25 protein-coding genes are annotated in these 22,115 nt (G+C 69.7%); 21 read left to right on the top strand and 4 right to left on the bottom strand.

Annotated elements, in window-relative coordinates:
• Positions 1-48 precede the first annotated feature (48 nt).
• The 14 genes from queA (at position 49) to IAI58_RS08315 (ending at position 11,400) form a co-directional block, all read left to right on the top strand.
• Positions 49-1,131, top strand: coding sequence for a tRNA preQ1(34) S-adenosylmethionine ribosyltransferase-isomerase QueA (queA, locus tag IAI58_RS08380; protein ID WP_207446538.1), 1,083 nt, complete (start codon positions 49-51; stop codon positions 1,129-1,131).
• The gene (gene tgt, locus IAI58_RS08375) at positions 1,128-2,252 is read left to right on the top strand and encodes a tRNA guanosine(34) transglycosylase Tgt (protein WP_207446540.1); all 1,125 of its coding nucleotides are present in this window, start codon (positions 1,128-1,130) and stop codon (positions 2,250-2,252) included. Before queA ends, tgt begins: the two co-directional genes overlap by 4 nt.
• Complete coding sequence (gene queF / locus IAI58_RS08370) at positions 2,249-2,713, top strand: preQ(1) synthase (RefSeq protein WP_207446541.1); 465 nt, start codon at positions 2,249-2,251, stop codon at positions 2,711-2,713. The genes tgt and queF overlap by 4 nt, the downstream gene beginning before the upstream one ends.
• The gene (gene queG / locus IAI58_RS08365; protein WP_237182937.1) at positions 2,700-3,746 is read left to right on the top strand and encodes a tRNA epoxyqueuosine(34) reductase QueG; all 1,047 of its coding nucleotides are present in this window, start codon (positions 2,700-2,702) and stop codon (positions 3,744-3,746) included. Before queF ends, queG begins: the two co-directional genes overlap by 14 nt.
• The gene (queC, locus tag IAI58_RS08360) at positions 3,743-4,441 is read left to right on the top strand and encodes a 7-cyano-7-deazaguanine synthase QueC (RefSeq protein WP_207446545.1); all 699 of its coding nucleotides are present in this window, start codon (positions 3,743-3,745) and stop codon (positions 4,439-4,441) included. Before queG ends, queC begins: the two co-directional genes overlap by 4 nt.
• 64 nt (positions 4,442-4,505) lie before the next feature.
• Positions 4,506-5,063, top strand: coding sequence for a VUT family protein (locus IAI58_RS08355; RefSeq protein ID WP_207446546.1), 558 nt, complete (start codon positions 4,506-4,508; stop codon positions 5,061-5,063).
• Positions 5,064-5,100: 37 nt separating this feature from the next.
• Positions 5,101-5,898, top strand: a complete 798-nt coding sequence (locus IAI58_RS08350; RefSeq protein WP_207446547.1) for a RibD family protein — start codon at positions 5,101-5,103, stop codon at positions 5,896-5,898.
• Positions 5,898-6,857, top strand: a complete 960-nt coding sequence (locus tag IAI58_RS08345) for a zinc-dependent alcohol dehydrogenase (protein WP_207446548.1) — start codon at positions 5,898-5,900, stop codon at positions 6,855-6,857. Before IAI58_RS08350 ends, IAI58_RS08345 begins: the two co-directional genes overlap by 1 nt.
• 25 nt (positions 6,858-6,882) lie before the next feature.
• Complete coding sequence (locus IAI58_RS08340) at positions 6,883-7,281, top strand: 6-pyruvoyl trahydropterin synthase family protein (protein ID WP_207446549.1); 399 nt, start codon at positions 6,883-6,885, stop codon at positions 7,279-7,281.
• Complete coding sequence (locus IAI58_RS08335) at positions 7,281-8,324, top strand: glycosyltransferase family 4 protein (protein ID WP_207446550.1); 1,044 nt, start codon at positions 7,281-7,283, stop codon at positions 8,322-8,324. The genes IAI58_RS08340 and IAI58_RS08335 overlap by 1 nt, the downstream gene beginning before the upstream one ends.
• A complete protein-coding gene (locus tag IAI58_RS08330) occupies positions 8,321-9,214 on the top strand; it encodes a class I SAM-dependent methyltransferase (protein WP_207446552.1) in 894 nt (297 codons plus the stop codon). The genes IAI58_RS08335 and IAI58_RS08330 overlap by 4 nt, the downstream gene beginning before the upstream one ends.
• Positions 9,215-9,232: 18 nt before the next feature.
• On the top strand, positions 9,233-10,498 hold the full coding sequence (otnK, locus tag IAI58_RS08325) for a 3-oxo-tetronate kinase (RefSeq protein WP_207446554.1): 1,266 nt from the start codon (positions 9,233-9,235) through the stop codon (positions 10,496-10,498).
• Between the two features lie 30 nt (positions 10,499-10,528).
• A complete protein-coding gene (locus tag IAI58_RS08320; RefSeq protein WP_207446556.1) occupies positions 10,529-10,909 on the top strand; it encodes a methylglyoxal synthase in 381 nt (126 codons plus the stop codon).
• Positions 10,909-11,400 (top strand): GNAT family N-acetyltransferase, encoded by a 492-nt coding sequence (locus IAI58_RS08315; protein ID WP_207446558.1) that lies wholly within the window; start codon positions 10,909-10,911, stop codon positions 11,398-11,400. The genes IAI58_RS08320 and IAI58_RS08315 overlap by 1 nt, the downstream gene beginning before the upstream one ends.
• Here the strand turns inward: IAI58_RS08315 and IAI58_RS08310 are convergent.
• The 3 genes from IAI58_RS08310 to IAI58_RS08300 form a co-directional block, all read right to left on the bottom strand.
• The gene (locus IAI58_RS08310) at positions 11,366-11,827 is read right to left on the bottom strand and encodes a GNAT family N-acetyltransferase (RefSeq protein WP_207446560.1); all 462 of its coding nucleotides are present in this window, start codon (positions 11,825-11,827) and stop codon (positions 11,366-11,368) included. The genes IAI58_RS08315 and IAI58_RS08310 overlap by 35 nt on opposite strands.
• Complete coding sequence (locus IAI58_RS08305) at positions 11,824-12,813, bottom strand: 2-hydroxyacid dehydrogenase (protein WP_207446562.1); 990 nt, start codon at positions 12,811-12,813, stop codon at positions 11,824-11,826. Before IAI58_RS08305 ends, IAI58_RS08310 begins: the two co-directional genes overlap by 4 nt.
• A gap of 133 nt (positions 12,814-12,946) precedes the next feature.
• Positions 12,947-13,135: a hypothetical protein gene (locus IAI58_RS08300; protein ID WP_208776063.1), complete on the bottom strand. Its 189-nt coding sequence runs from the start codon at positions 13,133-13,135 to the stop codon at positions 12,947-12,949.
• Here IAI58_RS08300 and IAI58_RS08295 point away from each other — a divergent pair.
• Positions 13,113-14,279 (top strand): hypothetical protein, encoded by a 1,167-nt coding sequence (locus IAI58_RS08295; protein ID WP_208776056.1) that lies wholly within the window; start codon positions 13,113-13,115, stop codon positions 14,277-14,279. The two genes, IAI58_RS08300 and IAI58_RS08295, sit on opposite strands and share 23 nt — an antisense overlap.
• Positions 14,280-14,645: 366 nt before the next feature.
• Here IAI58_RS08295 and IAI58_RS08290 read toward each other — a convergent pair whose 3' ends face one another.
• Positions 14,646-16,169, bottom strand: a complete 1,524-nt coding sequence (locus tag IAI58_RS08290) for an MmgE/PrpD family protein (protein WP_207446568.1) — start codon at positions 16,167-16,169, stop codon at positions 14,646-14,648.
• Positions 16,170-16,478: 309 nt separating this feature from the next.
• On the opposite strand from IAI58_RS08290, the gene IAI58_RS08285 reads away from it, so the two are divergent.
• The 6 genes from IAI58_RS08285 (at position 16,479) to IAI58_RS08260 (ending at position 22,101) form a co-directional block, all read left to right on the top strand.
• Positions 16,479-17,714 carry a D-alanyl-D-alanine carboxypeptidase family protein gene (locus tag IAI58_RS08285; RefSeq protein WP_207446570.1) on the top strand — a complete coding sequence of 412 codons (1,236 nt, stop codon included), beginning with the start codon at positions 16,479-16,481 and terminating at the stop codon, positions 17,712-17,714.
• Between the two features lie 164 nt (positions 17,715-17,878).
• Positions 17,879-19,264, top strand: coding sequence for a dihydroorotase (locus tag IAI58_RS08280; RefSeq protein WP_237182936.1), 1,386 nt, complete (start codon positions 17,879-17,881; stop codon positions 19,262-19,264).
• A gap of 7 nt (positions 19,265-19,271) precedes the next feature.
• Positions 19,272-19,511 carry a hypothetical protein gene (locus tag IAI58_RS08275; RefSeq protein WP_207446577.1) on the top strand — a complete coding sequence of 80 codons (240 nt, stop codon included), beginning with the start codon at positions 19,272-19,274 and terminating at the stop codon, positions 19,509-19,511.
• A gap of 18 nt (positions 19,512-19,529) precedes the next feature.
• Entirely contained in the window at positions 19,530-19,745 is a 216-nt protein-coding gene (locus IAI58_RS08270; RefSeq protein ID WP_207446578.1) for a hypothetical protein, read from the top strand.
• 13 nt (positions 19,746-19,758) lie between these two features.
• On the top strand, positions 19,759-20,760 hold the full coding sequence (locus IAI58_RS08265) for an N-carbamoyl-D-amino-acid hydrolase (RefSeq protein ID WP_207446579.1): 1,002 nt from the start codon (positions 19,759-19,761) through the stop codon (positions 20,758-20,760).
• A gap of 138 nt (positions 20,761-20,898) precedes the next feature.
• The gene (locus tag IAI58_RS08260; RefSeq protein WP_207446580.1) at positions 20,899-22,101 is read left to right on the top strand and encodes a M20 aminoacylase family protein; all 1,203 of its coding nucleotides are present in this window, start codon (positions 20,899-20,901) and stop codon (positions 22,099-22,101) included.
• Positions 22,102-22,115: the final 14 nt, after the last annotated feature.

Raw genomic sequence — 22,115 nt, 5'->3', positions numbered from 1 at the left:
GGCACTGCTTGCCTTCCGCGCGCCCCTCCGCTACCGCGGCCGAATCCCATGACCCAGACCGATGCCCCTGCCCTGCCCGCCCTGCGGGCTGAGGATTTCGATTTCGCCCTGCCCGAGGCCCTGATCGCGCAGGAACCGGCGCGTCCGCGCGATTCCGCGCGGCTGCTGGTGGTGGGCGGCGAGGGACCGGAGGACCGGATCGTGCGGGAGCTGCCCTCCCTGCTGCGGCCCGGCGACCTGATGGTGGTGAACGACACCCGCGTCATCCCGGCCCGGCTGCGCGCCCGGCGGGGCAAGGCGCGGATCGAGATCATGCTGAACCGCGCCGAGGCCGGCGGCACCTGGCATGCCCTGGTGCGCGGTGCCAAGAAGCTGCGCCCGGGCGATATCCTCTCCATCGAAGGCGCCCCCGAGCTCGCGCCACGCGTGCTGGAGAAGCAGGAAGGCGGCGGTGTGCTGCTGGATTTCGGCCCGGACCAAGCGCTGCTGGCCGCCGCGCTGGAGAAGGCCGGCGAGATCCCGCTGCCACCCTATATCGCCCGGCCGGACGGCCCCCGGCCTGAGGACAGGGAAGACTACCAGCCCATCTTCGCGCGCCAGCCCGGCGCCGTGGCGGCGCCCACCGCCAGCCTGCATTTCACGCCGGAGCTGCTGGCGGGGCTGGAAGCGCGCGGGGTGTCGCAGGTCGAGGTCACGCTGCATGTCGGCGCCGGCACCTTCCTGCCCATCCGTGGCGACAACCCGCGCGAGCACAAGCTGCACGCTGAATGGGGCGAGGTCACGGAAGAGGCCGCCGCCGCCATCAATGCCGCCCGCGCGCGCGGCGGGCGCATCGTCGCCATCGGCACCACGGCATTGCGGCTGCTGGAAAGCGCGGTGGACGATCAGGGCGTCATCCATCCCTTCCGCGGGCTGACGGATATCTTCCTGCTGCCCGGCCACCGCTTCCATTCGGCGGATGTGCTGCTGACCAATTTCCACCTGCCGAAATCGAGCCTCTTCATGCTCGTCTCGGCCTTCTCCGGCACCGCGCGGATGCGCGATGCCTATGCCCATGCCGTCGCGGCCGGCTATCGCTTCTATTCCTATGGCGATGCCAGCCTGCTCTTCCGGGAGGATTCCGCCCAGTGACGCTCTCCTGGAACTGCCAGTGCCATGACGGCAAGGCCCGCGCCGGCATGCTGCATACCGCGCATGGCGATGTGCCCACCCCTGTCTTCATGCCTGTCGGCACCGCCGGCACCGTGAAGGGCATGACGGCCGATGCCGTGCGCTCCACTGGCGCCCGGATCGTGCTGGGCAATACCTATCATCTGATGCTGCGCCCGGGTGCGGAGCGTGTCGGCCGGCTGGGCGGGCTGCACCGGATGATGGACTGGCATGGCCCGATCCTGACGGATTCCGGCGGCTTCCAGGTGATGTCCCTCTCCAAGCTGCGGAAGCTGGACAAGGACGGCGTCACCTTCCAGAGCCACATCAATGGCGAGCGCTTCCGCGTGACGCCGGAGCGCAGCATCGAGATCCAGCACCTGCTGGATTCCGACATCACCATGTGCTTCGACGAATGCATCGAATACCCGGCGGTGCATACGGAAGCGGCGCGCGCCATGCGGCTCTCCATGGACTGGGCCGCCCGCTCCCGCGCTGCCTTCACGCCGCGCGAGGGTTATGGTCTTTTCGGCATTCAGCAGGGCAGCACCTTCGAGGATCTGCGCGCGGAAAGCAGCAAGGCGCTGACGCAGATCGGCTTCGAGGGCTATGCCATCGGTGGCCTGGCGGTTGGCGAGGGGCAGGAGGAAATGTTCCGCACCCTCGATTTCTGCGCGGACATGCTGCCGGAGACGCATCCCCGCTACCTGATGGGCGTCGGCACGCCATCCGACCTGATCGGCGCCGTGGCGCGTGGTGTGGACATGTTCGATTGCGTCATCCCCACGCGCTCCGGCCGCACAGGCCGCGCCTATACCAGCCGGGGCGTGCTGAACATCCGCAACGCCAGGCATGCCGAGGATACCGGCCCGCTGGACCCGGAATGCGACTGCCCCGCTTGCACCCGGCATTCGCGCGGCTATCTGCTGCACCTGTTCAAGGCGGGCGAGATGCTCGGGCCGATGCTGCTGACCTGGCACAATATCCGCTACTACCAGACCCTGATGGCGCGGCTGCGCAGCGCCATCGTCGCCGGCCGCTTCGCCCAGGAGGCGGAGATCATCCAGGCCGGCTGGACCACCGCACAGGAGACCGCCGCATGAGCAGCCATGATGTCTCTGGCCTGACCATGCTGGGCCAGAACACGCAGCAGCCCAACAGCCCCGAGGAAGCGGTGCTGGAGCGCGTGCCCAACCCGCATCCCAGCAGCCGCTACTGCGTGCGCTTCACGGCGCCCGAGTTCACCTCGCTCTGCCCCATCACCGGCCAGCCCGACTTCGCGCATCTGATGATCGACTACGTGCCGGGCGATTGGCTGGTGGAGAGCAAGAGCCTCAAGCTCTACCTGACCTCCTTCCGCAACCACGGCGCCTTCCATGAGGCCTGCACGGTGGGCATCGGCCAGCGGCTGGCGGAAACGCTCTCTCCGGTCTGGCTGCGGATCGGCGGCTACTGGTATCCGCGCGGCGGCATCCCGATCGATGTCTTCTGGCAGACGGGCGAGGCACCGGCCGGCGTATGGATTCCGCCGCAGGACGTGCCCAACTACCGTGGCCGCGGCTGACACAACTGCTCTGATCCGCGCGAAAGCGCTGGAGATCGGCTTCGATGCCGTGGGCTTCGCGCCCGCGCATCTGGGGCCGGAAGTGCGGGCGCGGCTGGATGAATTCCTGGCCGCCGGCATGCAGGGCGAGATGGGATGGCTGGCCGACCGTGCCGAACAGCGCGCGCATCCGCAGGCGCTGTGGCCCGAGGCGGTGTCCGTCGTCGTGCTCGGCATGAATTACGGGCCGGAGGAAGACCCGCTTTCCATCCTGGCCCAGCCTGACCGTGGCGGCATCAGCGTCTATGCCCGCCACAAGGACTACCACGACATCGTCAAGAAGCGGCTGAAGGTGCTGGGCCGCTGGATGATGGATCAGTGGCGCGAGCAACAGATAAAGGTCTTCGTCGATACCGCGCCGGTGGCCGAGAAGCCTCTGGCGCAGCAGGCCGGGCTGGGCTGGCAGGGCAAGCACAGCAACCTCGTCTCCCGCGAATTCGGCTCCTGGCTCTTCCTGGGCGAGATCTACACCACACTCGACCTCTCGCCCGATGGGGCGGAGGTGGACCATTGCGGCAAATGCACGCGCTGCCTGCGCGCCTGCCCGACCGATGCCTTCGTCGGCCCCTACCGGCTCGATGCCCGGCGCTGCATCAGCTACCTGACCATCGAGCACAAAGGCCCGATCCCCGAGGAATTCCGGGCGAAGATGGGCAACCGCATCTATGGCTGCGACGACTGCCTCTCCGTCTGCCCCTGGAACAAGTTCGCGCAGGCTGGCCGCGAACCTGGGCTGATCGCGCGGGAGGACCTGACCGCGCCGCGCCTGGCGGAGCTGGCGGTGCTGGATGACGCAGCCTTCCGCGCGCTGTTCAGCGGCTCTCCGGTCAAGCGCATCGGGCGGGACCGCTTCGTGCGAAACGTGCTGATCGCCATCGGCAATTCCGGCATCCCCGCCCTGCGGGAGTTGGCGGCCGGATTGTGCGAAGACCCTGCCGAAGTGGTGGCCGATGCCGCGCGCTGGGCCGTGGCGAGACTGGAGACAAGAGAATGAGTGACGGCGCGCTGGTGCTGTTCAGCGGCGGACAGGATTCCGCCACCTGCCTGGCCTGGGCGTTGGAGCAGTTTTCCCATGTCGAAACCATGGGCTTCGACTACGGCCAGCGCCACAAGGTGGAGCTGGAATGCCGCGCTGCCTTCCGCGAGGACGTCGCCTCGCGCTTTCCGCACTGGGCACCGAAGCTGGGCGAGGACCATACGCTCAAGCTCGATGCGCTGGCCGCCGTTTCCGATACCGCCCTGACGCGGCAGACGGAGATCGCCATGCAGGAAAACGGGCTGCCCAATACTTTCGTGCCCGGCCGCAACCTGATCTTCCTGACCTTCGCGGCCGCCCTGGCCTATCGGCGCGGGCTGCGCCACATCGTCACCGGCGTCTGCGAGACGGATTTCTCCGGCTATCCCGATTGCCGGGACGACGCCATCAAGGCGCTTCAGGTGGCGCTGAACCTCGGCATGGAGCAGCGTTTCGTCCTCCACACGCCGCTGATGTGGATCGACAAGGCGGAAACCTGGCGGCTGGCGGAGCGGCTGGGCGGCACCGCGCTGGTCGACTCCATCATCGAGGATACCCATACCTGCTACCTGGGCGACCGTACGCAGAGGCACCCCTGGGGCTATGGATGCGGTACCTGCCCCGCCTGCGAGTTGCGCGCGAAGGGCTATCGGGAGTATCGAGCCTGCACCTGACGCGCGGGGGTTCGCCGCGCGGCAACACGCGGATGCACCCGCCCCGTTCTGGGAAAACTCGCAGATGACCGATACCCGCCGCCTGGAGGGCTTCGCCGCCCTCATCGCCTTCGGGCTCACCATTCCAGCGGCGAACTGGCTGATCGGCCATGCCGGCACGGTCTGCACCCCGGAGGGTCCCTGCCTGATCCCGGTGGCGCCGGGTGTCATGGCGCCCTCCGGCGTGCTGATGATCGGCCTCGCGCTGGTGCTGCGGGACCTGGTGCAGCGGCGGCTGGGCCTGGGCTTCGCCTGGATCGCCATCCTCGGCGGCACCATCCTCTCCGCCTTCCTGGCGCCGCCTTCCCTGGTGCTGGCCTCCGCCGCCGCCTTCCTGATCAGCGAAACCGTGGACCTCGCCGTCTATACCCCGCTGCAAAGGCGCAACCTGGTGCTGGCGGTGCTGGCCTCAGGCTTGGCGGGGCTGGTGGTGGACAGCATCGCCTTCCTGTTCATCGCTTTCGGGGACCTCTCCTTCCTGTCCGGCCAGGTACTGGGCAAGCTCTGGATGGTGCTGCTGGCCCTGCCGCTGGTCTCCTGGCTCCGCCGCGCGGACGAACGCCGGGGCATCCTGCCGGCTTGATTTCCAAGGGGGCCGGCCAGGCGCTAGGCTCCCGCTGATGGACGCTCCGGAAGACGCCTATTCCTCCTGGCCCGCGCTGCTCGCCCTGCGGGACAATCCTGGCCTGACTGCCCCGAGTGACGCGCTGGGCAATCTTTTCGCGCCGGTCCTCGCCGGCTCCGGGGCGGCGGATGGCTGCGTGGTGCTGGGCCGCCTGGCCCAGACGCTGGATGGCCGCATCGCCACCGCCTCCGGCTCCAGCCAGTGGATCGGCGGCAAGGGCGATATCCTGCATACCCATCGGCTGCGCGCCCTCAGCCACGCCGTGGTGGTGGGCGCCGGCACCGTCCGGCACGACAATCCCCGCCTGACGACGCGCGAATGCCCGGGGCCCAGCCCGGTGCGGGTGGTGCTGGATACCGACCGCCGCCTCGGCACCGATTACGGCATCTTCGCCCCCGGCGGCCCGCCCACCATCCTGGCCTGCGCTGAGGATGCCGGCGGCGGCGAGGCCCATGGCGCGGCCGAGGTGCTGCGCCTGCCCCGCGCGCCCATCGGCGGCCCGCACCTGCCCAGCCTGCTGCGGGCCCTGGCGGCGCGCGGGCTGACCCGCATCTTCGTGGAGGGCGGCGGCCTCACCGTCTCCCGCTTCCTGGCGGCGGGGTGCCTGGACCGGCTGCATGTGACGGTGGCGCCGGTGCTGCTGGGCTCCGGCATCCCCGCCTTCACCCTGCCGGAGGCCGCGCGCATCGCCGACGGGCTGCGCTTCACCTGGGGCGTCCACAGCCTGGGCGATGACGTGCTCTTCGACATCGCCCTGCACCGTGCCCGCCCCGCCGTCTGCGAGGGCGGCTGATGCGGGCCCGCGCCTTCTGGATCACCGCCCCCGGTCAGGGCGAGATCCGCGAGGAGATCCTGCCCCCTCCCGCCGAAGGGCAGGCGCTGGTGCGCGCCGAGGCCAGCGGCATCTCGCGCGGGACGGAACGGCTGGTGCTGCACGGCCATGTGCCGGAAAGCCAGTGGCCCGTCATGCGCGCGCCCCTGCAGGCCGGGGATTTCCCCTTCCCCGTGAAATACGGCTACGCGGCGGCAGGCCGGCTGGAGGACGGGCAGCGTGTCTTCTGCCTGCATCCACACCAGGATCTCTTCCTGGCGCCGAAGTCGATGTGCATCCCCATCCCCGATGCGGTGCCCAGCCGGCGCGCCGTCCTCGCCGCCAATATGGAGACGGCGCTGAACATCAACTGGGATGCGCGCCCCCTGGCCGGGGAACGCGCGCTGGTGATCGGCGCGGGGGTGGTGGGGCTGCTGGCGGCCTGGCTGCTTTCCCGCGTCCCCGGCATGGCCGTGACGCTGGTGGACAGCGACCCGGCGCGGGTGGCGGTGGCACGGCAACTCGGCCTGCGCTTCGCCTCGCCGGAGGATGCGCCAGGCGAGCAGGAACTGATCATCCACGCTTCCGCCAATCCCGCCGGGCTGCGGCAGGCGCTGGCCCTGGCGGCATTCGAGGCGCGCATCGTCGAAGCCTCCTGGTACGGCGACAAGGAGGTCTGCCTGCCGCTGGGTGAGGCCTTCCACGCGAAGCGGCTGCGGCTGATCTCCAGCCAGGTCGGCGCCGTCGCACCCGCCATGCGCGTCCGCCGCAGCTATGCGGAGCGGATGGCCCTTGCCCTCTCCCTGCTGGCGGAGCCGGAGCTGGATGCGCTCTGCGGCCCGGCCATCCGCTTCGAGGAGCTGCCGGCGCGCTACGCGGATCTCCTCGGCCCCGCCGCGGCGGGAGAGGTTGCGCCGCTCTGCCCCGTCATCACCTACTGAATCCCGGAACTGAAAGAGAGGCCGCATGTACAGCCTGACCGTCGCCGACCACATCATGGTCGCGCATAGCTTCAAGGGCGAGGAATTCGGCCCGGCCCAGCGCGTGCACGGCGCGACCTTCGTGGTGGAGGCCGAGTTCCGCGCGCCGAGGCTGGACCGGCTCAACCTGCTGATCGACATCGCCGCCGCCCGCGTGGAGTTGCGGAAGATCCTCGACGCGATCGACTACAACAACCTCGACACATTGCCTGAATTCGCCGGACAGAATACCAGCACCGAATTCCTCTGCAGCTACATCCACGGCAAGCTGGCGGAGGCCATCCGCGAGGGTCGGTTCGGAGAGGGCGCGAAGTCGGTGCAGATGATCAAGGTGCTGCTGCGGGAAAGCCCGCTGGCCTGGGCGGCCTATGAGGCCGCGCCCTGATGAAGGTCGCGCTGCTGGTCCCCGGACCGTTCAGCATCGTCTCCGGCGGCTACGGCTATGACCGCCGGCTGGTGGAAGGCTTCCGCGCTGCCGGCCATGAGGTGGAGGTAGTGGAGCTGGATGGCCGCCATCCGCTGCCGGACGACGCCGCCAAAACCTCGGCCCGCGCGGCGCTGGACCGCGTTTCCGCCGATACCCGCATCATCATCGACGGCCTCGGCCTGCCTGCCTTCGCGCCCTTCCTGGCGGAACTGGAGCAGCGCCGCGCCATCGGGCTGATCCATCACCCCACCGCCATCGAGCCCGGTCTGCCCGATGCCGACCGCACGCGGCTGAAGGAGCTGGAGAGCCTGCTCTTCCCGCGCATGGCGCGGCTGGTCGCGACCTCCCGCCTCACCGCCGAGCGGCTGCCGCTGGAATTCCCTGTCGATGCCGCCAGGATCGGCGTGGTCGAGCCCGGCACCGATCCGGCGCCGCGCGCAAAAGGGTCCGGCGGGCCCGGCTGCGCCATCCTGTCAGTCGGCGTGATCGTGCCACGCAAGGGGCATGACGTGCTGCTGCGCGCGCTGGCGAGGCTCACGGATCTCGACTGGCACCTGACCATCGCGGGTGGCCCGCGCGACCCCGTGCATGCCCAGACGCTGGTGGCGCTGGCGGAGGAATTGCAGATCGCCAGCCGCGTCACCTTCGCGGGCGAGGTCGTGGATGGGGAGCTGGAGAAGCTCTATGCCTCCGCCGACCTCTTCGCCCTCGCCACCTATTGGGAAGGCTATGGCATGGCGGCGGCCGAGGCGCTGGCGCGCGGCCTGCCGGTGGCCATCACCGCCGGCGGCGCCATCGCCGATGTGGTGCCGAGGACGGCTGGCGTGATCGCGCCGCCGGGGGACGTTACCTCCCTCTCCCGCGCCATGCGGCGGCCGATCTTCGACAAGGCCCTGCGCGCCGAGATGGCCGAGGAAGCCTGGAAGGCCGGCCAGGCCCTGCCCCGCTGGCCCGACCGGGCGCAGGCCTTCCTGGCGGAGATCGGGGCGGCCAGCGCATGAGCGAGGGCTTCGACGCCGACTGGCTGCAACTGCGCGAGCCCTATGACGCCCGCGCGCGTTCCGTCCCCCTGGCGCTGCTGCTGGCCGACGCGCTGCCGGTGCGGCCGCGCATCATCGACCTGGGCGCCGGCACGGGTTCGCTGTTCCGCTGGCTCGCGCCCTATATCGGCCGCACGCAGATCTGGACGCTGGTGGATTCCGATGCCGCGCTGCTGGACCGCGCCTTCGACGAGATCGCCGAGGCCGCCGAACGGGTCGGCTGGACCGTCATGCTGCCGAAACCGCGCATCATGCTCGTGCATACGCCCGTCGGCGTCTGGCGGGTGGAAGCGCAGCTGGCCGACCTTGCGGAGGCGCCCGGGAATCTGAAGCTGGACCAGACGGATGGCGTGGTCAGCACCGCGCTCTGCGACCTCGTCTCCCGCCCCTGGGTGGCGCGGATGGCGGCGGCGCTGCGCGTGCCCTTCTATGCCGCGCTGAACGTCGACGGGCGCGAGGGCTTCTTTCCCCCGCATCCGGAGGACCGGCTGGTCGCCCGCGGCTTCCGCCAGGACCAGCAGCGGGACAAGGGCTTCGGCGGCCTCGCCCTGGGGCCGGATGCGCCGGGCGTGATGGCCCGCCTCTTCCGCGCCCAGGGCTTCTCCGTCACCGCCGCGCCCAGCCCCTGGCGCATTTCCGCCTCCATGCCGGCCATGGGGGAAGCCCTGGCCGACGGGCACGCGCAAGCCGCCCTCCGCGCCCTGCCCCGCGTCCTGGCGCCGCGTATCGAGGCCTGGAACCGCGCGCGGCAGTTGCAGGCGGCGCGCGGGGCCCTGGCGGCGCGGGTCGGGCATACCGATCTGCTGGCTTTGCCACCTGCGCTGAAGAAGACCGCGCGGGTCATCAACTAAGGACGCGAGGGAACGATCATGTCCCACCAGGGGCTCATCCTCGGCTGTATCGCCGATGACTTCACGGGCGCGACCGACCTCGCCGCCATGCTGGTGGCCCATGGCATGGCCACGGTGCAGGTGATCGGGGTGCCGCAGGGCCCGCTGCCGCAGGCGGATGCGGTGGTGGTGGCGCTGAAGTCGCGCACCGCTCCGGTGCAGCAGGCGGTGGCCGAGAGCCTGACCGCCTGCGAGGCGCTGCTGGGCGCGGGGGCGCGGCAGATCTTCTTCAAATACTGCTCCACCTTCGACAGCACGGATGAAGGCAATATCGGCCCGGTGGCCGATGCGCTGATGCGGCGGCTGCAATCCGGCTTCGCCATCGCCTGCCCCGCCTTCCCCGCCAATGGGCGCAGCATCTTCCAGGGGCATCTCTTCGTCGGCGACCGGCTTCTGAACGAGAGCGGTATGGAGAACCACCCGCTGACGCCGATGCGCGACGCCAATCTGGTCCGCGTCCTCTCCCGTCAGACGGATGGCGGGGTGGGGCTGGTGCCCTTCGCTGCTGTCGATGCGGGCGAGGCCGCCATCCGGCGCGAGTTCCACCGCCTGCGCGACTCCGGCCGCCGCTACGCCATCACGGATGCGGTGACGGACGAGCACCTGCTGGCGATCGGCGCCGCCTGCGCCGAACATGCGCTGATCACCGGCGGTTCCGGCATCGCCATGGGGCTGCCGGAGAATTTCCGCGCCCAGGGCCTGTTGCCCGAGCGCGACGATGCCGATGAACTGCCGGAGGCGCGCGGCAGCATGGCGGTGATCGCCGGCTCCTGCTCCCGCGCCACGCTGGGGCAGATCGGGCTGGCGCGGGACCATGTGCCGGTGCTGGAGCTGGATGCGCTGGCCACGCCCGATGCCTCCGCCCTGGCGGCGCTGGCGCGCGACTGGGTGCGGGACAGGCTTTCGACAGAGCGGCCGGTGGTGATCGCCGCCTCCGCCCCACCGGACAAGGTGCGGGCCCTGCAGGACAAGCTGGGACGGGAGGCGGCCGGCGCGCTGGTGGAGGAAGCCCTCTCGCGGATCGCCACCGATCTGGTGGCGCAGGGCGTGGGCCAGTTGGTGATCGCGGGTGGCGAGACCTCGGGCGCGGTGGTGCAGCGCCTGGGCATCACCAGCCTGCGGATAGGGCCGCAGATCGACCCTGGCGTGCCCTGGACCTATGCCGAGCCGGCGGGGCTGCATCTGGCCCTGAAATCCGGCAATTTCGGCGCTCGGGACTTCTTCCTGAAAGCCTTTCAACCGTAGCGGCACATTCCGCCGGATGAAGGAGAAGGCATGACCCTGACCATCGCCCTGGTGGCGCATGACCGAATGAAGCCGGCCCTGGCCGAATGGGCCGCGCGCCACAGGCGGGAGCTGGCGCCGCACAACCTGGTCTGCACGGCCACCACCGGCGGCGTGCTGCGCGAGCGCAATCCGGACCTCGCCGTCGCCACGGTCAAGAGCGGCCCGTTGGGCGGCGATCAGCAGATCGGCGGCATGATCGCCGAGGGCCGGGTGCAGGCGCTGATCTTCTTCCCCGACCCGCTGGCGCCGCAGGCGCATGACGTGGACGTCAAGGCCCTGCTCCGCATCGCCCTCGTCTATGACGTGCCTTGCGCCTTCAACCCGGCCACGGCCGATCTGCTGGTCGCTGGCGGGCTGCTGGCGCGCTGATGGCCTGGAACCCGCGTCGCGGTGTCGAACTCCGCGGCGCGGTGCCGGCCGATGCGGCGGATCTGGCGCGGCTGCTCGGGCAGCTCGGCTATCCCACATCGCCGCAGGAGGCCACGGAGCGGCTTGCGACGCTGCTGCGGGACAGCCAGGGCAGCCTGCTCGTCGCCACCGACTACGGCCCCGTGGTGGGCTTCATCGCCCTGCACTGGACCCCCATGCCGCAGGAGCGGCACCCGGTGGCGCGCATCACCGCCCTGGTGGTGGATGAGCAGGAACGCGGCCGGGGCATCGGCCGCATGCTGCTGAAGGCCGGCGCCCAGGCAGCGCGGCAGGCCGGCTGCGACGTCCTGGAACTGACAGCCGGCACGCAGCGGCAGGAGGCGCATGGCTTCTACCGTGCCCAGGGCTTCTCCGACACCGCGACGCGCTTCGTCCGCAACCTCCGCCGCAACCGCCCTACAGAGACGCCGCGGGATCCAGACGAAGAATGAAGCTGCGCCAGCCCGGCTCCTCGGCGATGCGCTGGTAGAGTGCCAGCGCCGCATGGTCCTCGGGCGGGACGAACCAGCGCAGATGCGTCCATCCCCGCGCCCGGCCCAGCGCGGTGATCTCACCGATCATCCGCCGCGCGATACCCTTCCCGCGTGCCTCCCGCCGCACGAACAGGTCGTCGAGCTGGCCGCAGCGGCGGGCGAAGACGACCTCGGGCAGGTCGAAGAACAGCGCGAAACCCATCGGCTCCTCACCCTCGAAGGCGCAGAGGACCTCGGTGCGCGCGTCCTGCTCCAGCATGGCCAGGGCGGCGCCGGGTGCCAGCGCGGCATCGCCGGTCAGGACGCCGCGCATCTCTGCCGCATAGGCATCCAGGAGAGGGCCCAGCGGCGCACGCGCGCCAGGGGGTAGTGAACGGATGATCATGGTAGTTTGGTAAGGTCGATTTCGTTCTCGAGTGAGCCATCACGGAAGAAGCGGCCAAGATTGGCCGTAGCGCCTTCCACCTTGGCCATCATCGCATCCAGCGTGCCGGCGGCGATATGCGGCGTCAGTACGGCATTGTCCAGCTTCAGCAGCGGATTGTCGGGCAGGGGCGGCTCGGGCTCGAAGACATCGATGCCGGCGGCGCGGATGGTGCCGTTGCTCAGGGCCCGGGCCAGCGCGGCCTCGTCCACCACGGCGCCGCGCGCGCAGTTCACCAGCACGGCTTCCGGCTTCATGGTCGCCAGGGTGTTATCGTTAATCAGGTGATGCGTGGCGGGTGTCGCCGGCAGGTGCAGCGTGACGACATCGGATTCCCGCAGCAGCACATCCAGCGGCACGCGCCGGAAGCCCAGCGCCAGTTCCAATCCTTCCGGCAACTGTACTGCCGGGTCAGTATAAAGCCCGCGAACGCCGAAAGGCTGCAGCAGCGCCGCGACGGCCGAGCCGATGCGCCCCATGCCGACGATGCCTACCGTGCGGCCGCGCAGGTTGCGCGAGATCGGGCGGATGGCCGTGCCCAGCCATTCACCGCGGCGCATGGCGGCATCGGCGCGCGGGATGTGCCGCAGGCAGGCGAAGATCAGGGACAGCGCATGCTCACTGACCACCTCGGGCGTCCCGAGGGGATTGATGGCCAGGCGGATGCCGCGTTCCCGCAGGGCAGCGATCGGCGTCTCCCCTTCCCAGCCCACGCCCTGGTGCTGCACCAGCCTTAGGCGCGGCGCCAGGGGAACCCATTCGGGTTTCAGCACGGCGGGGGCGACGATCACGGCGTCGGCGATGGCGAGCTTCTCCAGCCGCTCCGCATCGTCGTTGGATGAGAGAGTCATCAGCTCGCAGCCATCCGGCATGCGGGCGCGCCACAAGGCATAGACCTTGTCCGGTGCGTAGCTGAGGTAAAGGACGCGCCGAAGATTCTCGCTCATGATCATGTCTCCCAACGCCGACAGGCTAGGGGATGCGCCGGGCACTGCAAAGCCACCGCCTGCGCAGCGGGGCGGGCATGAAAAAAGGCGCCGCTGTTTCCAGCGGCGCCCTTCTTCTGTCGGAACTGACGGCTCAGTCGCCGCTCATGTCTTCCGTCGTGCTGGTATCAGTATCCGTCTCCGTCGTGGAAGCACTGTCCAGCGGCAGATCCACCGGCGGCGGGGGCGCCACCTCGGCCTTGTCGCGCGACCGGGCGCCGGACGCCTTCCGGGCTCCGCCCGAGCGCTTGGCGGAACCATTGGTCGCAGTCGGCGCCGCCATTTCCGCCACGGCCTCGATCGGCATCTCGGCGGGGATCGGCGTGACAGCCTTGGTGGCGCGGCGCGTCGTGGCCGACTTGCGGGCCGCGCCAGCCGGGCGCTTCGTCGCCGACGCGGCCTTGGCCGCCGGTGCCTTGCGGGTGGAAGCGGGCTTGCGGGTCGTGCCCGACGCCGCCTTCTTCGGCGTCGCCGTGGCCGTCTTCTTCGCCGTCGTCGCGCGGGTCGAGGCCGACTTGCGCGCCGTGCCGGACGCCGCCTTCTTCGGCGCCGCTGCCGTCTTCTTCGCCGCCGTCGTGCGGGTCGAGGCCGACTTGCGCGCCGTGCCGGACGCCGCCTTCTTCGGCGCCGCCGTGGCCGTCTTCCTCGCCGTCGCCGCCGTCTTCTTGGTCGCCGTCGCGCGGGTCGAGGTCGACTTGCGCGCCGTGCTCGCCGCCGCCTTCTTCGGCGCCGCCGTCTTCTTCGCCGCCGTCGCGCGGGTCGAAGCCGACTTGCGCGCCGTGCTCGCCGCCGCCTTCTTCGGCGCCGCCGTCTTCTTCGCCGCCGTCGTGCGGGTCGAGGTCGACTTGCGCGCCGTGCTCGCCGCCGCCTTCTTCGGCGCCGCCGTCTTCTTCGCCGCCGTCGCGCGGGTCGAAGCCGACTTGCGCGCCGTGCTCGCCGCCGCCTTCTTCGGCGCCGCCGTCTTCTTCGCCGCCGTCGTGCGGGTCGAAGCCGACTTGCGCGCCGTGCTCGCCGCCGCCTTCTTCGGCGCCGCCGTGGCCGTCTTCTTCGCCGTCGTCTTCTTGGCCGCCGTCGCGCGGGTCGAGGCCGGCTTGCGCGCCGCGCCCGAAGCCGCCTTCTTCGGCGTCGCCGTGGCCGTCTTCTTCGCCGCCGGCTTGCGCGTGGCGGTCGATGCCTTCTTGGCCGGGGCGGCAGCCTTCTTGGCGGCGGGCTTGCGGCCTGCCGTGCTGGCCTTGCGCGTACCGGCGGTACGGCGGCTGGTGCTTACCGCCATGGGCTGGGCGCGGCCCGAGCCCGTTTCGTCACTGTCAGTCATTTGCTGGCTCTCCTTGCCGAGTCATTCTGGGCTCATCCGATCTGCTCCGCCTCGTGGCGGAGCTGTGCCTTGTGGTGTCGCCATCCGGTTGCCAGTCCCGCTATGGCCGTAAGTGGCAAAAGAGAGAGATAGCGCCTTGCGGCCTTCCCTCCAGTCCTGCATCCTCACGGAACGCATCCTGCGGTGCGAGCATTATCCTTCCGAATTGCGGCTCCGGCCGCGGCCTGATTCGTGACGCTGGGTTGACAGCTTCAACGCGAATCGCTCGGCCCGCCCGCGCACGCAACACGCTATCTTCACGCCCAATCCGCTTGTCAACGAAATCCGCGTGCACGCGTTGCATTTCCGCGTGCCCGGGTTGCATCCCGGCACGGATTTTTCCGCCGATCGTGTCGTGGAAGCCGCAGCGAAGAGCGGCACATATCTCGCCGCTGGCGCGGAAAGGATTCGTAAACCCTTCCCGCGCCGCCTGCCCTGCTCAGAAGATGCCGGGCTTACCCTCGGCCAGCGCGCCGCGCGGCAGCGCGACGTTGAGGAGGGAAAGCTCCTCGGCCGTCAGGCGTGGCAGGTCCTGCACCACCTCCAGGAAGCGTGCGCTCTCCCGCGGAGCCAGGATGCCGTCGGTCAGGATCTCGAACTTGCGGATGTAGTCCGCGCGCTCGAAGGGCTTGGCGCCCAGAGGATGAGCGTTGGCCACCGCCATCTCGTCCACGATGGTGCTTCCATCCTTCATCAGGACCTCCACCCGCGCGCCGAAGGCCTTCTCTGCCGGGTCGGTGGAATGGTAGCGCCGCGTCCATTCCTCCTCCTCCCGCGTCTCGATCTTGTGCCAGAGGCGCACGGTGTCGGGGCGGCCGGCGCGCTTCGGCGCGTAGCTGTCCACGTGGTGCCAGCCTCCGTCCTGCAAGGCCACGGCAAAGATATACATGATGGAATGGTCCAGCGTCTCCCGGCTGGCCTTGGGGTCCATCTTCTGCGGGTCGTTGGCGCCGGTGCCGATCACGTAGTGGGTGTGGTGGCTGGTGTGGATGATGATCTTCTCGATCGCCTCCAGGTCCCGGATCTGCTCCCGCATCCGGAAGGCCAGGTCGATCAGCGCCTGGCTCTGATACTCGGCCGAGTGTTCCTTGGTGTAGGTATCGAGGATGGCGCGCTTCGCCTCGCCCTTCTCCGGCAGCGGCACGTTGTAATAGACATCTTCGTACACACGCTCGCGGTTGCTGCGGCCACTCAGCACCCAGGCGATGACCGAATCCTCGCCCTCATAGATCGGGCTCGGCGCGCCCTCCCCGCGCATCGCGCGGTCCACGGCCTCGACGGCCAGCTTCCCGGCATGCGCGGGCGCGAAGGCCTTCCAGGAGGAGATCTCGCCCTTGCGGCTCTGGCGGAAGGTGATGGTGGTGTGCAGGGCCTGCTGCACCGCCTGGTAGATCACCTCCTGCTTCAGCCCGAGCAGCGTGCCGATGCCCGCCGCGGCCGAGGGGCCGAGATGCGCGATATGGTCCACCTTGTGCTCATGCAGGCAGATGGCGCGCACCAGGTTCACCTGGATCTCGTAGCCCGTGGCGATACCGCGGATCAGCTCGCGGCCGGAGCGGCCCATGGTCTGCGCCACCGCCAGGATGGGCGGGATGTTGTCGCCGGGATGCGAGTAGTCGGCGGCCAGGAAGGTGTCGTGCATGTCCAGCTCGCGCACCGCCGTGCCATTGGCCCATGCGGCCCATTCCGGGCTGAAGCCCCGGTTGCCGGGCTGGCCGAAGACGGTGGCGCCGCCCTTGCGCGCATGGCCAAGCGCCATAGCGCGCGCCGAGGTGGGCGCGGATCGGTTGACGGCGGCGATGGCGACGGCGGCGTTGTCGATGATGCGGTTGATGATCATCTCGGCGACCGGCTTCTGCACGGCGACGCGGTCGGCGGCAACGCCGGCGATCTTCCAGGCCAGCTGGTCCTCGCGCGGCAGCAGCGCCTTTGACGGGTACACCTTCACGGGATGCAGTTTCATGACGGGGGGTTTCCTCCTCCGGCTCTTGGGTTCCGCCCGTGTTGTGCTCTGGCCTCGCGCACTCGTCCATCGCCGATCAGCGGGCCAGAGCCGTCAGCCGGCCTCCAGATGAAACTTTCTCCAGCAATTTTGGCTGAAGCGCTTCCATCGGGCGCCCTGAATCTGCATTCTGGAGCGGCACGGCATCCCGCCTTCAGGCGTGGGTGGCCGCGCCGGTTTCCGGTTCGCCGTCGCTGCGGCCGGACATCGTGGGGATGCGCGCGGGCACCCGGGGGGGTTAGGGCCGCGCGCGGAAGGGGGAGTCTGCACATGCCGCATCTCGGCCTCGCCGGATGCCGCGTCTTCGCGTTCGCGTTGCTCGCGGTCGTCCTGACCATCACGACCATCACCCCGGCGCGGGCGCAGATCGGCAGTGAACGCTATGCCGCCCTGGTGATCGACGCCGGCACGGGGGAGGAGTTCGTCTCCATCTCGGCCGATGAATATCGTTATCCGGCCTCGCTCACCAAGATGATGACGCTCTACATGGCCTTCGAGGCCCTGCAGAACGGGCGCCTGTCGCCCACCAGCCGCATCCGGGTGTCCAGCCATGCGGCGGCGCAGCCGCCTTCCAAGCTGGGGCTGCGGGCCGGCGGCACCATCACGGCGCGGGATGCGATGATGGCGATGGTGACCAGGTCGGCCAATGACGCCGCCACCGCGCTGGGCGAGCATCTGGGCGGCGGCAGCGAGGCCAACTTCGCCCGCATGATGACGGCCCGGGCACGCACCCTCGGCATGAGCCGCACCACCTTCCGCAATGCCAGCGGCCTTCCCAACCCGCAGCAGCGCACCACGGCGCGGGACATGGCGCGGCTCAGCCAGGCCCTGCTGCGCGACTTTCCGCAGCGCTATGCCTATTTCAGCGTGGGCTCCTTCGAATGGAACGGCCGCACCATCCGCGGCCATAACAGGCTGCTGGACAACTACCCCGGCGCCGACGGCATCAAGACCGGCTTCATCAACGCGAGCGGCTTCAACCTTGCCGCCAGCGCCGTGCGCGGCGGTGTGCGGATGATCGCCGTGGTCTTCGGCGGAGCCAGCAGCTGGGAACGCGACGCGCATGTCATGTCGTTGCTGGATCGCGGCTTCGCCGAGGCAGGGGCCCTTCCCTCCACCGACATGATGATGGCGGGGCGCCGTGGCCCCTCCCTCGTCGGCACCGCAACGGCGGCGCCCGTTCCCTCCGCCTCGGTGCTGGCACGTGGCGGCGCCGGCGGTTCCGTGCGGCCCGTCGTCAGCCGTCCCGTGGTCAGCAGGCCGGCACCGGCCCGCGGCAGCGCCGCGGCAGGCCGGTGGGCGGTGCAGGTGGGTGCCTTCGCGGAGCGTGGCCCGGCCCAGGCCGCCGCCCGCAAGGCCGCCGCGAAAGGCGGCCGGATGGAGGTGGAGCGGGTCAAGGTGAAGGGGAACTGGTTCTGGCGCGCCCGCGTCACCGGTCTCTCCGCCACCGCGGCGCGGAGCACCTGCCGCGGTACGCGCGGCCCCTGCATGGTGATCTCCCCCTGACGAGGCCGGCGCGCGGCGGCGCGGCGGTGCCTTCGGCGCGCGCAGCCCTGCCGCCCATGCGGGCAGGCGCGCGCCTCCCGCCATGCCTTATCCGGCCATAGCGGATCGACAGGCCGCCGATCCGCGATATCCTTCTCCCACGAACAATGGCGTGGGGCTCTCTCGTGACGCAGCAACCTTACGACCGCGTGCTTCGCGGTAATCTCGTCCTGCCGGATCGTATCGTTCCGGATGGCTACATCGCGGTGCGGGGCGAGACCATCGCGGCCATCGGCGAAGGGGAATTGCCGCCCGCCAGGGCCATCCACGACTTCAGCGGACACAGCCTGCTGCCCGGCCTGGTCGATGGACATATGCATACCAGCAGCGCGCTGGGCTGGTCGGGGATCGAGGGCGCGACGCGCTCCGCGGCCGCTGGCGGCGTCACCACCTGCGTCGACATGCCCTATGACGTGCCCCGCGCCGTCACCAATGCCGGCATCCTGCGGGAGAAGGTGGAGGTGGTGAACGCCACCGCGCATGTGGACGTGGCGCTCTACGGCACCATCACCAAGCAGGGCGGCGTCGATGCCATCGCCGGGCTGGCCGAGGCCGGCGCCTGCTCCTTCAAGCTCTCCACCTATGAGTATGACGCGGTGCGCTTCCCGCGCATCGACCATCCCACCATGGTCGCGGCCTTCCGGGAGATCGCGAAGACCGGGTTGATGGTGGCCCTGCACAACGAGGACCAGGAGCTGGTGGAGCGGCTGACCGCCGAAGCCAAGGCCAGCGGCCGGGTCGATCCCATCATGCATGCCCGCACCCGCCCGCCGCTGGCCGAGACCATGGCGGATCTCGAAATTTTCGAGATCGGGATGGAGACGGGCGCGCATGTGCATATCGCGCATTCCTCCGTCGCTCGCGGCTTCGACATCGCCGAGAGCTTCCGCTCCCAGGGCGGCCGCTCCACCGGCGAGGCCTGCCTGCAGTATCTCTGCATGACCGAGGAGGACCTCGTCCGCCTCAAGGGCTTCGGCAAGTGCAACCCGCCCTTCCGCACGGCCGAGGAAGTGGAGCGCATGTGGGCCGCGCTGGTGGCCGGCAAGGTCGCCTATGTCTCCACCGACCACGCCCCCTGGCCGCGTGAGAAGAAGCTGGGCGACGACATCTTCGCCTGCGGCGCCGGTCTGACCGGCATGCAGTCCTTCGCACCGGTCTTCTATTCTTTGCTGGTCGAGCGCGGGCTGCCGCTGACCCTTATGGCGAAGTATGCGGCCGAGCGGACGGCGCGCTTCCATGGCCTCTTCCCCAAGAAGGGCGCGCTGCGCATCGGCTCGGATGCCGATGTCGTGGTGATGCAGGAAGGCGACTTCACCTTCGACGAGGCAAGCATCCAAGACCGCGAGGAGACCCGCTGGTCCCCCTACCACGGCCGCCCCGTCAAGGCGCGTGTGGCCGCCACCTTCCTGCGCGGGCAGCAGATCTGGGATGGCGGCAATGTCCTCGCCGCCCCCGGTGCCGGACGCTTCGTGCCGCGCCAGCACCGCGACAGCTACCTCGGCGCGGACTGAGGCGGGGATGCGCCTGTTCCTGGTCCTGCTCTCGATCGCGGTCGCGCTGGCGCTCTGGGTCTGGGCCACTGGTCCGGGCACCAGCCTGCTGGTGGCGGCCGGGGGGTGGATCTTCTGCGCCATCGTCGGCCGCATCACCTATGTGCTGCTGAAGCCGAGGATCGAGGACCTGAACAGCGCGCCCCCGCCCTCGCGGCAGCCGGCGGACTCCACCGTCATCCGTCCGCGCCGCCAGAACCGCCCTTAAGATATAGAGAGTTGATCCATGTTTGAGATTCGCGAGGAACCGAACGGCGCCTTTTCCGTCTGGGCCGCCGGCCGGGAGCGTATCGCCCTGCTGCGGAGCCAGGACGCCGCCGAGGCCCTGATGGATGCGCTGGAGGATGCCTGGGACGAGGTCTTCATGCGCGCCGTGGCCGAGACGCAGATCGAGCACGGCGAGGATTTCATTGACCCCATGCCGCCCGCCGGCAGCCACTGAGGAGACCGCACCGATGTCCCGCCGCCTGACCCTCGCCGCCGCACAGCTCGGCCCCATCCAGAAGGCGGAGGGACGCGATGTCGTCGTCGGCCGCCTCGTCCGCCTGATGGAGACCGCCCATAAGCGCGGCGCCGAGGTGGTCGTCTTTCCCGAACTGGCGCTGACCACCTTCTTCCCGCGCTGGTATGAGGAGGACATCAACGACGCCGACCACTGGTATGAGAAGTCGCTGCCTTCCAACGAGACGGCGCCGCTCTTCGAGGCCGCGCGGAAGTTCAACATCGGCTTCCACCTCGGCTATGCCGAGCTGGCCTATGAGCCGGACGAGGCCGGCGTGATGCGCAAGCGCCACTTCAATACCGCCGTCTATGTCCATCCCAGCGGCGAGGTCGTGCTGAAATACCGCAAGGTCCACCTGCCCGGGCACAAGGAATTCGACCCGGTCCGCAAGGTGCAGCACCTGGAGAAGCGCTATTTCGAGGTCGGCAACCTCGGCTTCCCGGTGGTGCGGGCGCCGATCGGCCAGGCCGGCCCGGTCAATATCGGCATGATGATCTGCAATGACCGCCGGTGGCCGGAAGCCTGGCGCGTGATGGGACTGCAGCAGGTCGAGCTGGTGATGCTGGGCTACAACACGCCCTCCCTGAACCAGGATGCGCGCGGCTTCGAGGCGCATCACCTGCGCGTGGCGCATAGCCACCTCTCCATCCAGGCGGGCTGCTACCAGAATGCCTGCTTCGGCGCCGGTGTCGCCAAGGCGGGCACCGAGGATGGCAACGAACTCTTCGGCCATTCCATCATCGTCAATCCGCAGGGCGAGATCGTCGCCCAGGCCACCACCTGGGATGACGAACTGATCGTGGCCGATCTCAACCTCGACCAATGCACGCTGGGCCGCACCACCATCTTCAACTTCGCCGCCCATCGCCGACCCGAGGCTTATAGCCGCATCATCGAGCAGGTGGGCAGCATGGCTCCGCCGGAGTGGCAGCCGGCCGCCAAGGCGGCGGAATGACAGCCCGCCCATCCGGCCTCCACGCCGGATGGGCGGCATTCACGCGCCGGAAGGCAGCGACAAATCCTGGCCTGGGCCTTGCCATGTCGCCAAGCCGGGCCGAGCATCGTGGCGCCGATTGATTGACGCGGAGCCATCATGCCATCCGAACAAGATCCCCGTATCGCCGCCATCGCCGCCGAGGCCACCGAGTGGCGGCGCGATATCCACGCTCATCCCGAACTGGCTTTCCAGGAGCACCGCACCAGTGACCTGGTGGCGAGCAAGCTGGAATCCTGGGGCATCGAGGTAACGCGGGGCATCGCCGGCACAGGGCTGGTGGGCACGCTGCGCGGCGGGCGCGCGGCCAGCGGCGCGGGCGGCAACAGCCCGCGCGCCATCGGGCTGCGCGCGGATATGGACGCGCTGCCGATGGAGGAGATCACGGGCCTGCCCTATGCCAGCAAGGTTCCGGGGCGGATGCATGCCTGCGGCCATGACGGCCATACCTCCATGCTGCTGGGCGCCGCGAAGTATCTGGCCGAGACGAAGAATTTCGATGGGACCGTTCACTTCATCTTCCAGCCGGCCGAGGAGGATGGCGGCGGCGGCAAGGTGATGGTGGATGAGGGCCTCTTCACCCGCTTCCCCTGCGATTCGGTCTTCGGCATCCATAACGACTCCCGCACCGAGGCCGGCACCTTCACCATCGCCCGCGGCTCGGTCTGCGCCTCGGCCGATGCGATCGTCATCCGCGTGCTGGGCAAGGGCGGCCATGCGGCACGGCCGCAGATGGCGCTCGATCCGGTGCTGGGCGCCGCGCATATCATCGTGGCGGCGCAGAGCGTCGTCAGCCGCCGGACCGATCCGCTGGATTCCGCCGTCATCTCCCTCTGCACCATCCATGGCGGCACCGCGCGCAACGTGATCCCGGAGGAGGTGACGATCACCGGCACCATCCGCACCCTGCTGCCGGAGACGCGGGACGCGGTGGAGAAGCAGCTGAAGGCCACGATCGAGGCCACTGCCGCCGCGCAGGGGCTGCGGGTCGAGATCACCTACAACCGTGGCTATCCGCCGGTGGTGAACAGCGATTCCGCCGTGGAGGCCGCCCGCCGCGCCGCCGCCGCCATCGGCGGTGAAGGCCGCCTGGTGCGGGAAAGCGCGCCGAGCATGGGGGCCGAGGATTTCTCCTATATGGCCAATACGGTGCCGGGCTGCTTCATCCGCCTGGGCCAGGTGGACCCGACGCGCGAGAATTTCGCCGGCCACCACCCGCGCTACGACTTCAACGACGCCATCCTGCCGACCGGCATCGCCTTCTGGGCCAGCCTGGTGGAGCAGGAGCTGCAACCGGCCTGATCCGCGCCCGCTCC

Origin of the sequence: Roseomonas marmotae, assembly GCF_017654485.1 — a bacterium.
Taxonomy (GTDB): Bacteria; Pseudomonadota; Alphaproteobacteria; order Acetobacterales; family Acetobacteraceae; genus Pseudoroseomonas; species Pseudoroseomonas marmotae.
The sequence above is the reverse complement of the archived record's forward strand: the minus strand, read 5'-3'. Positions and strand labels throughout refer to the sequence as shown.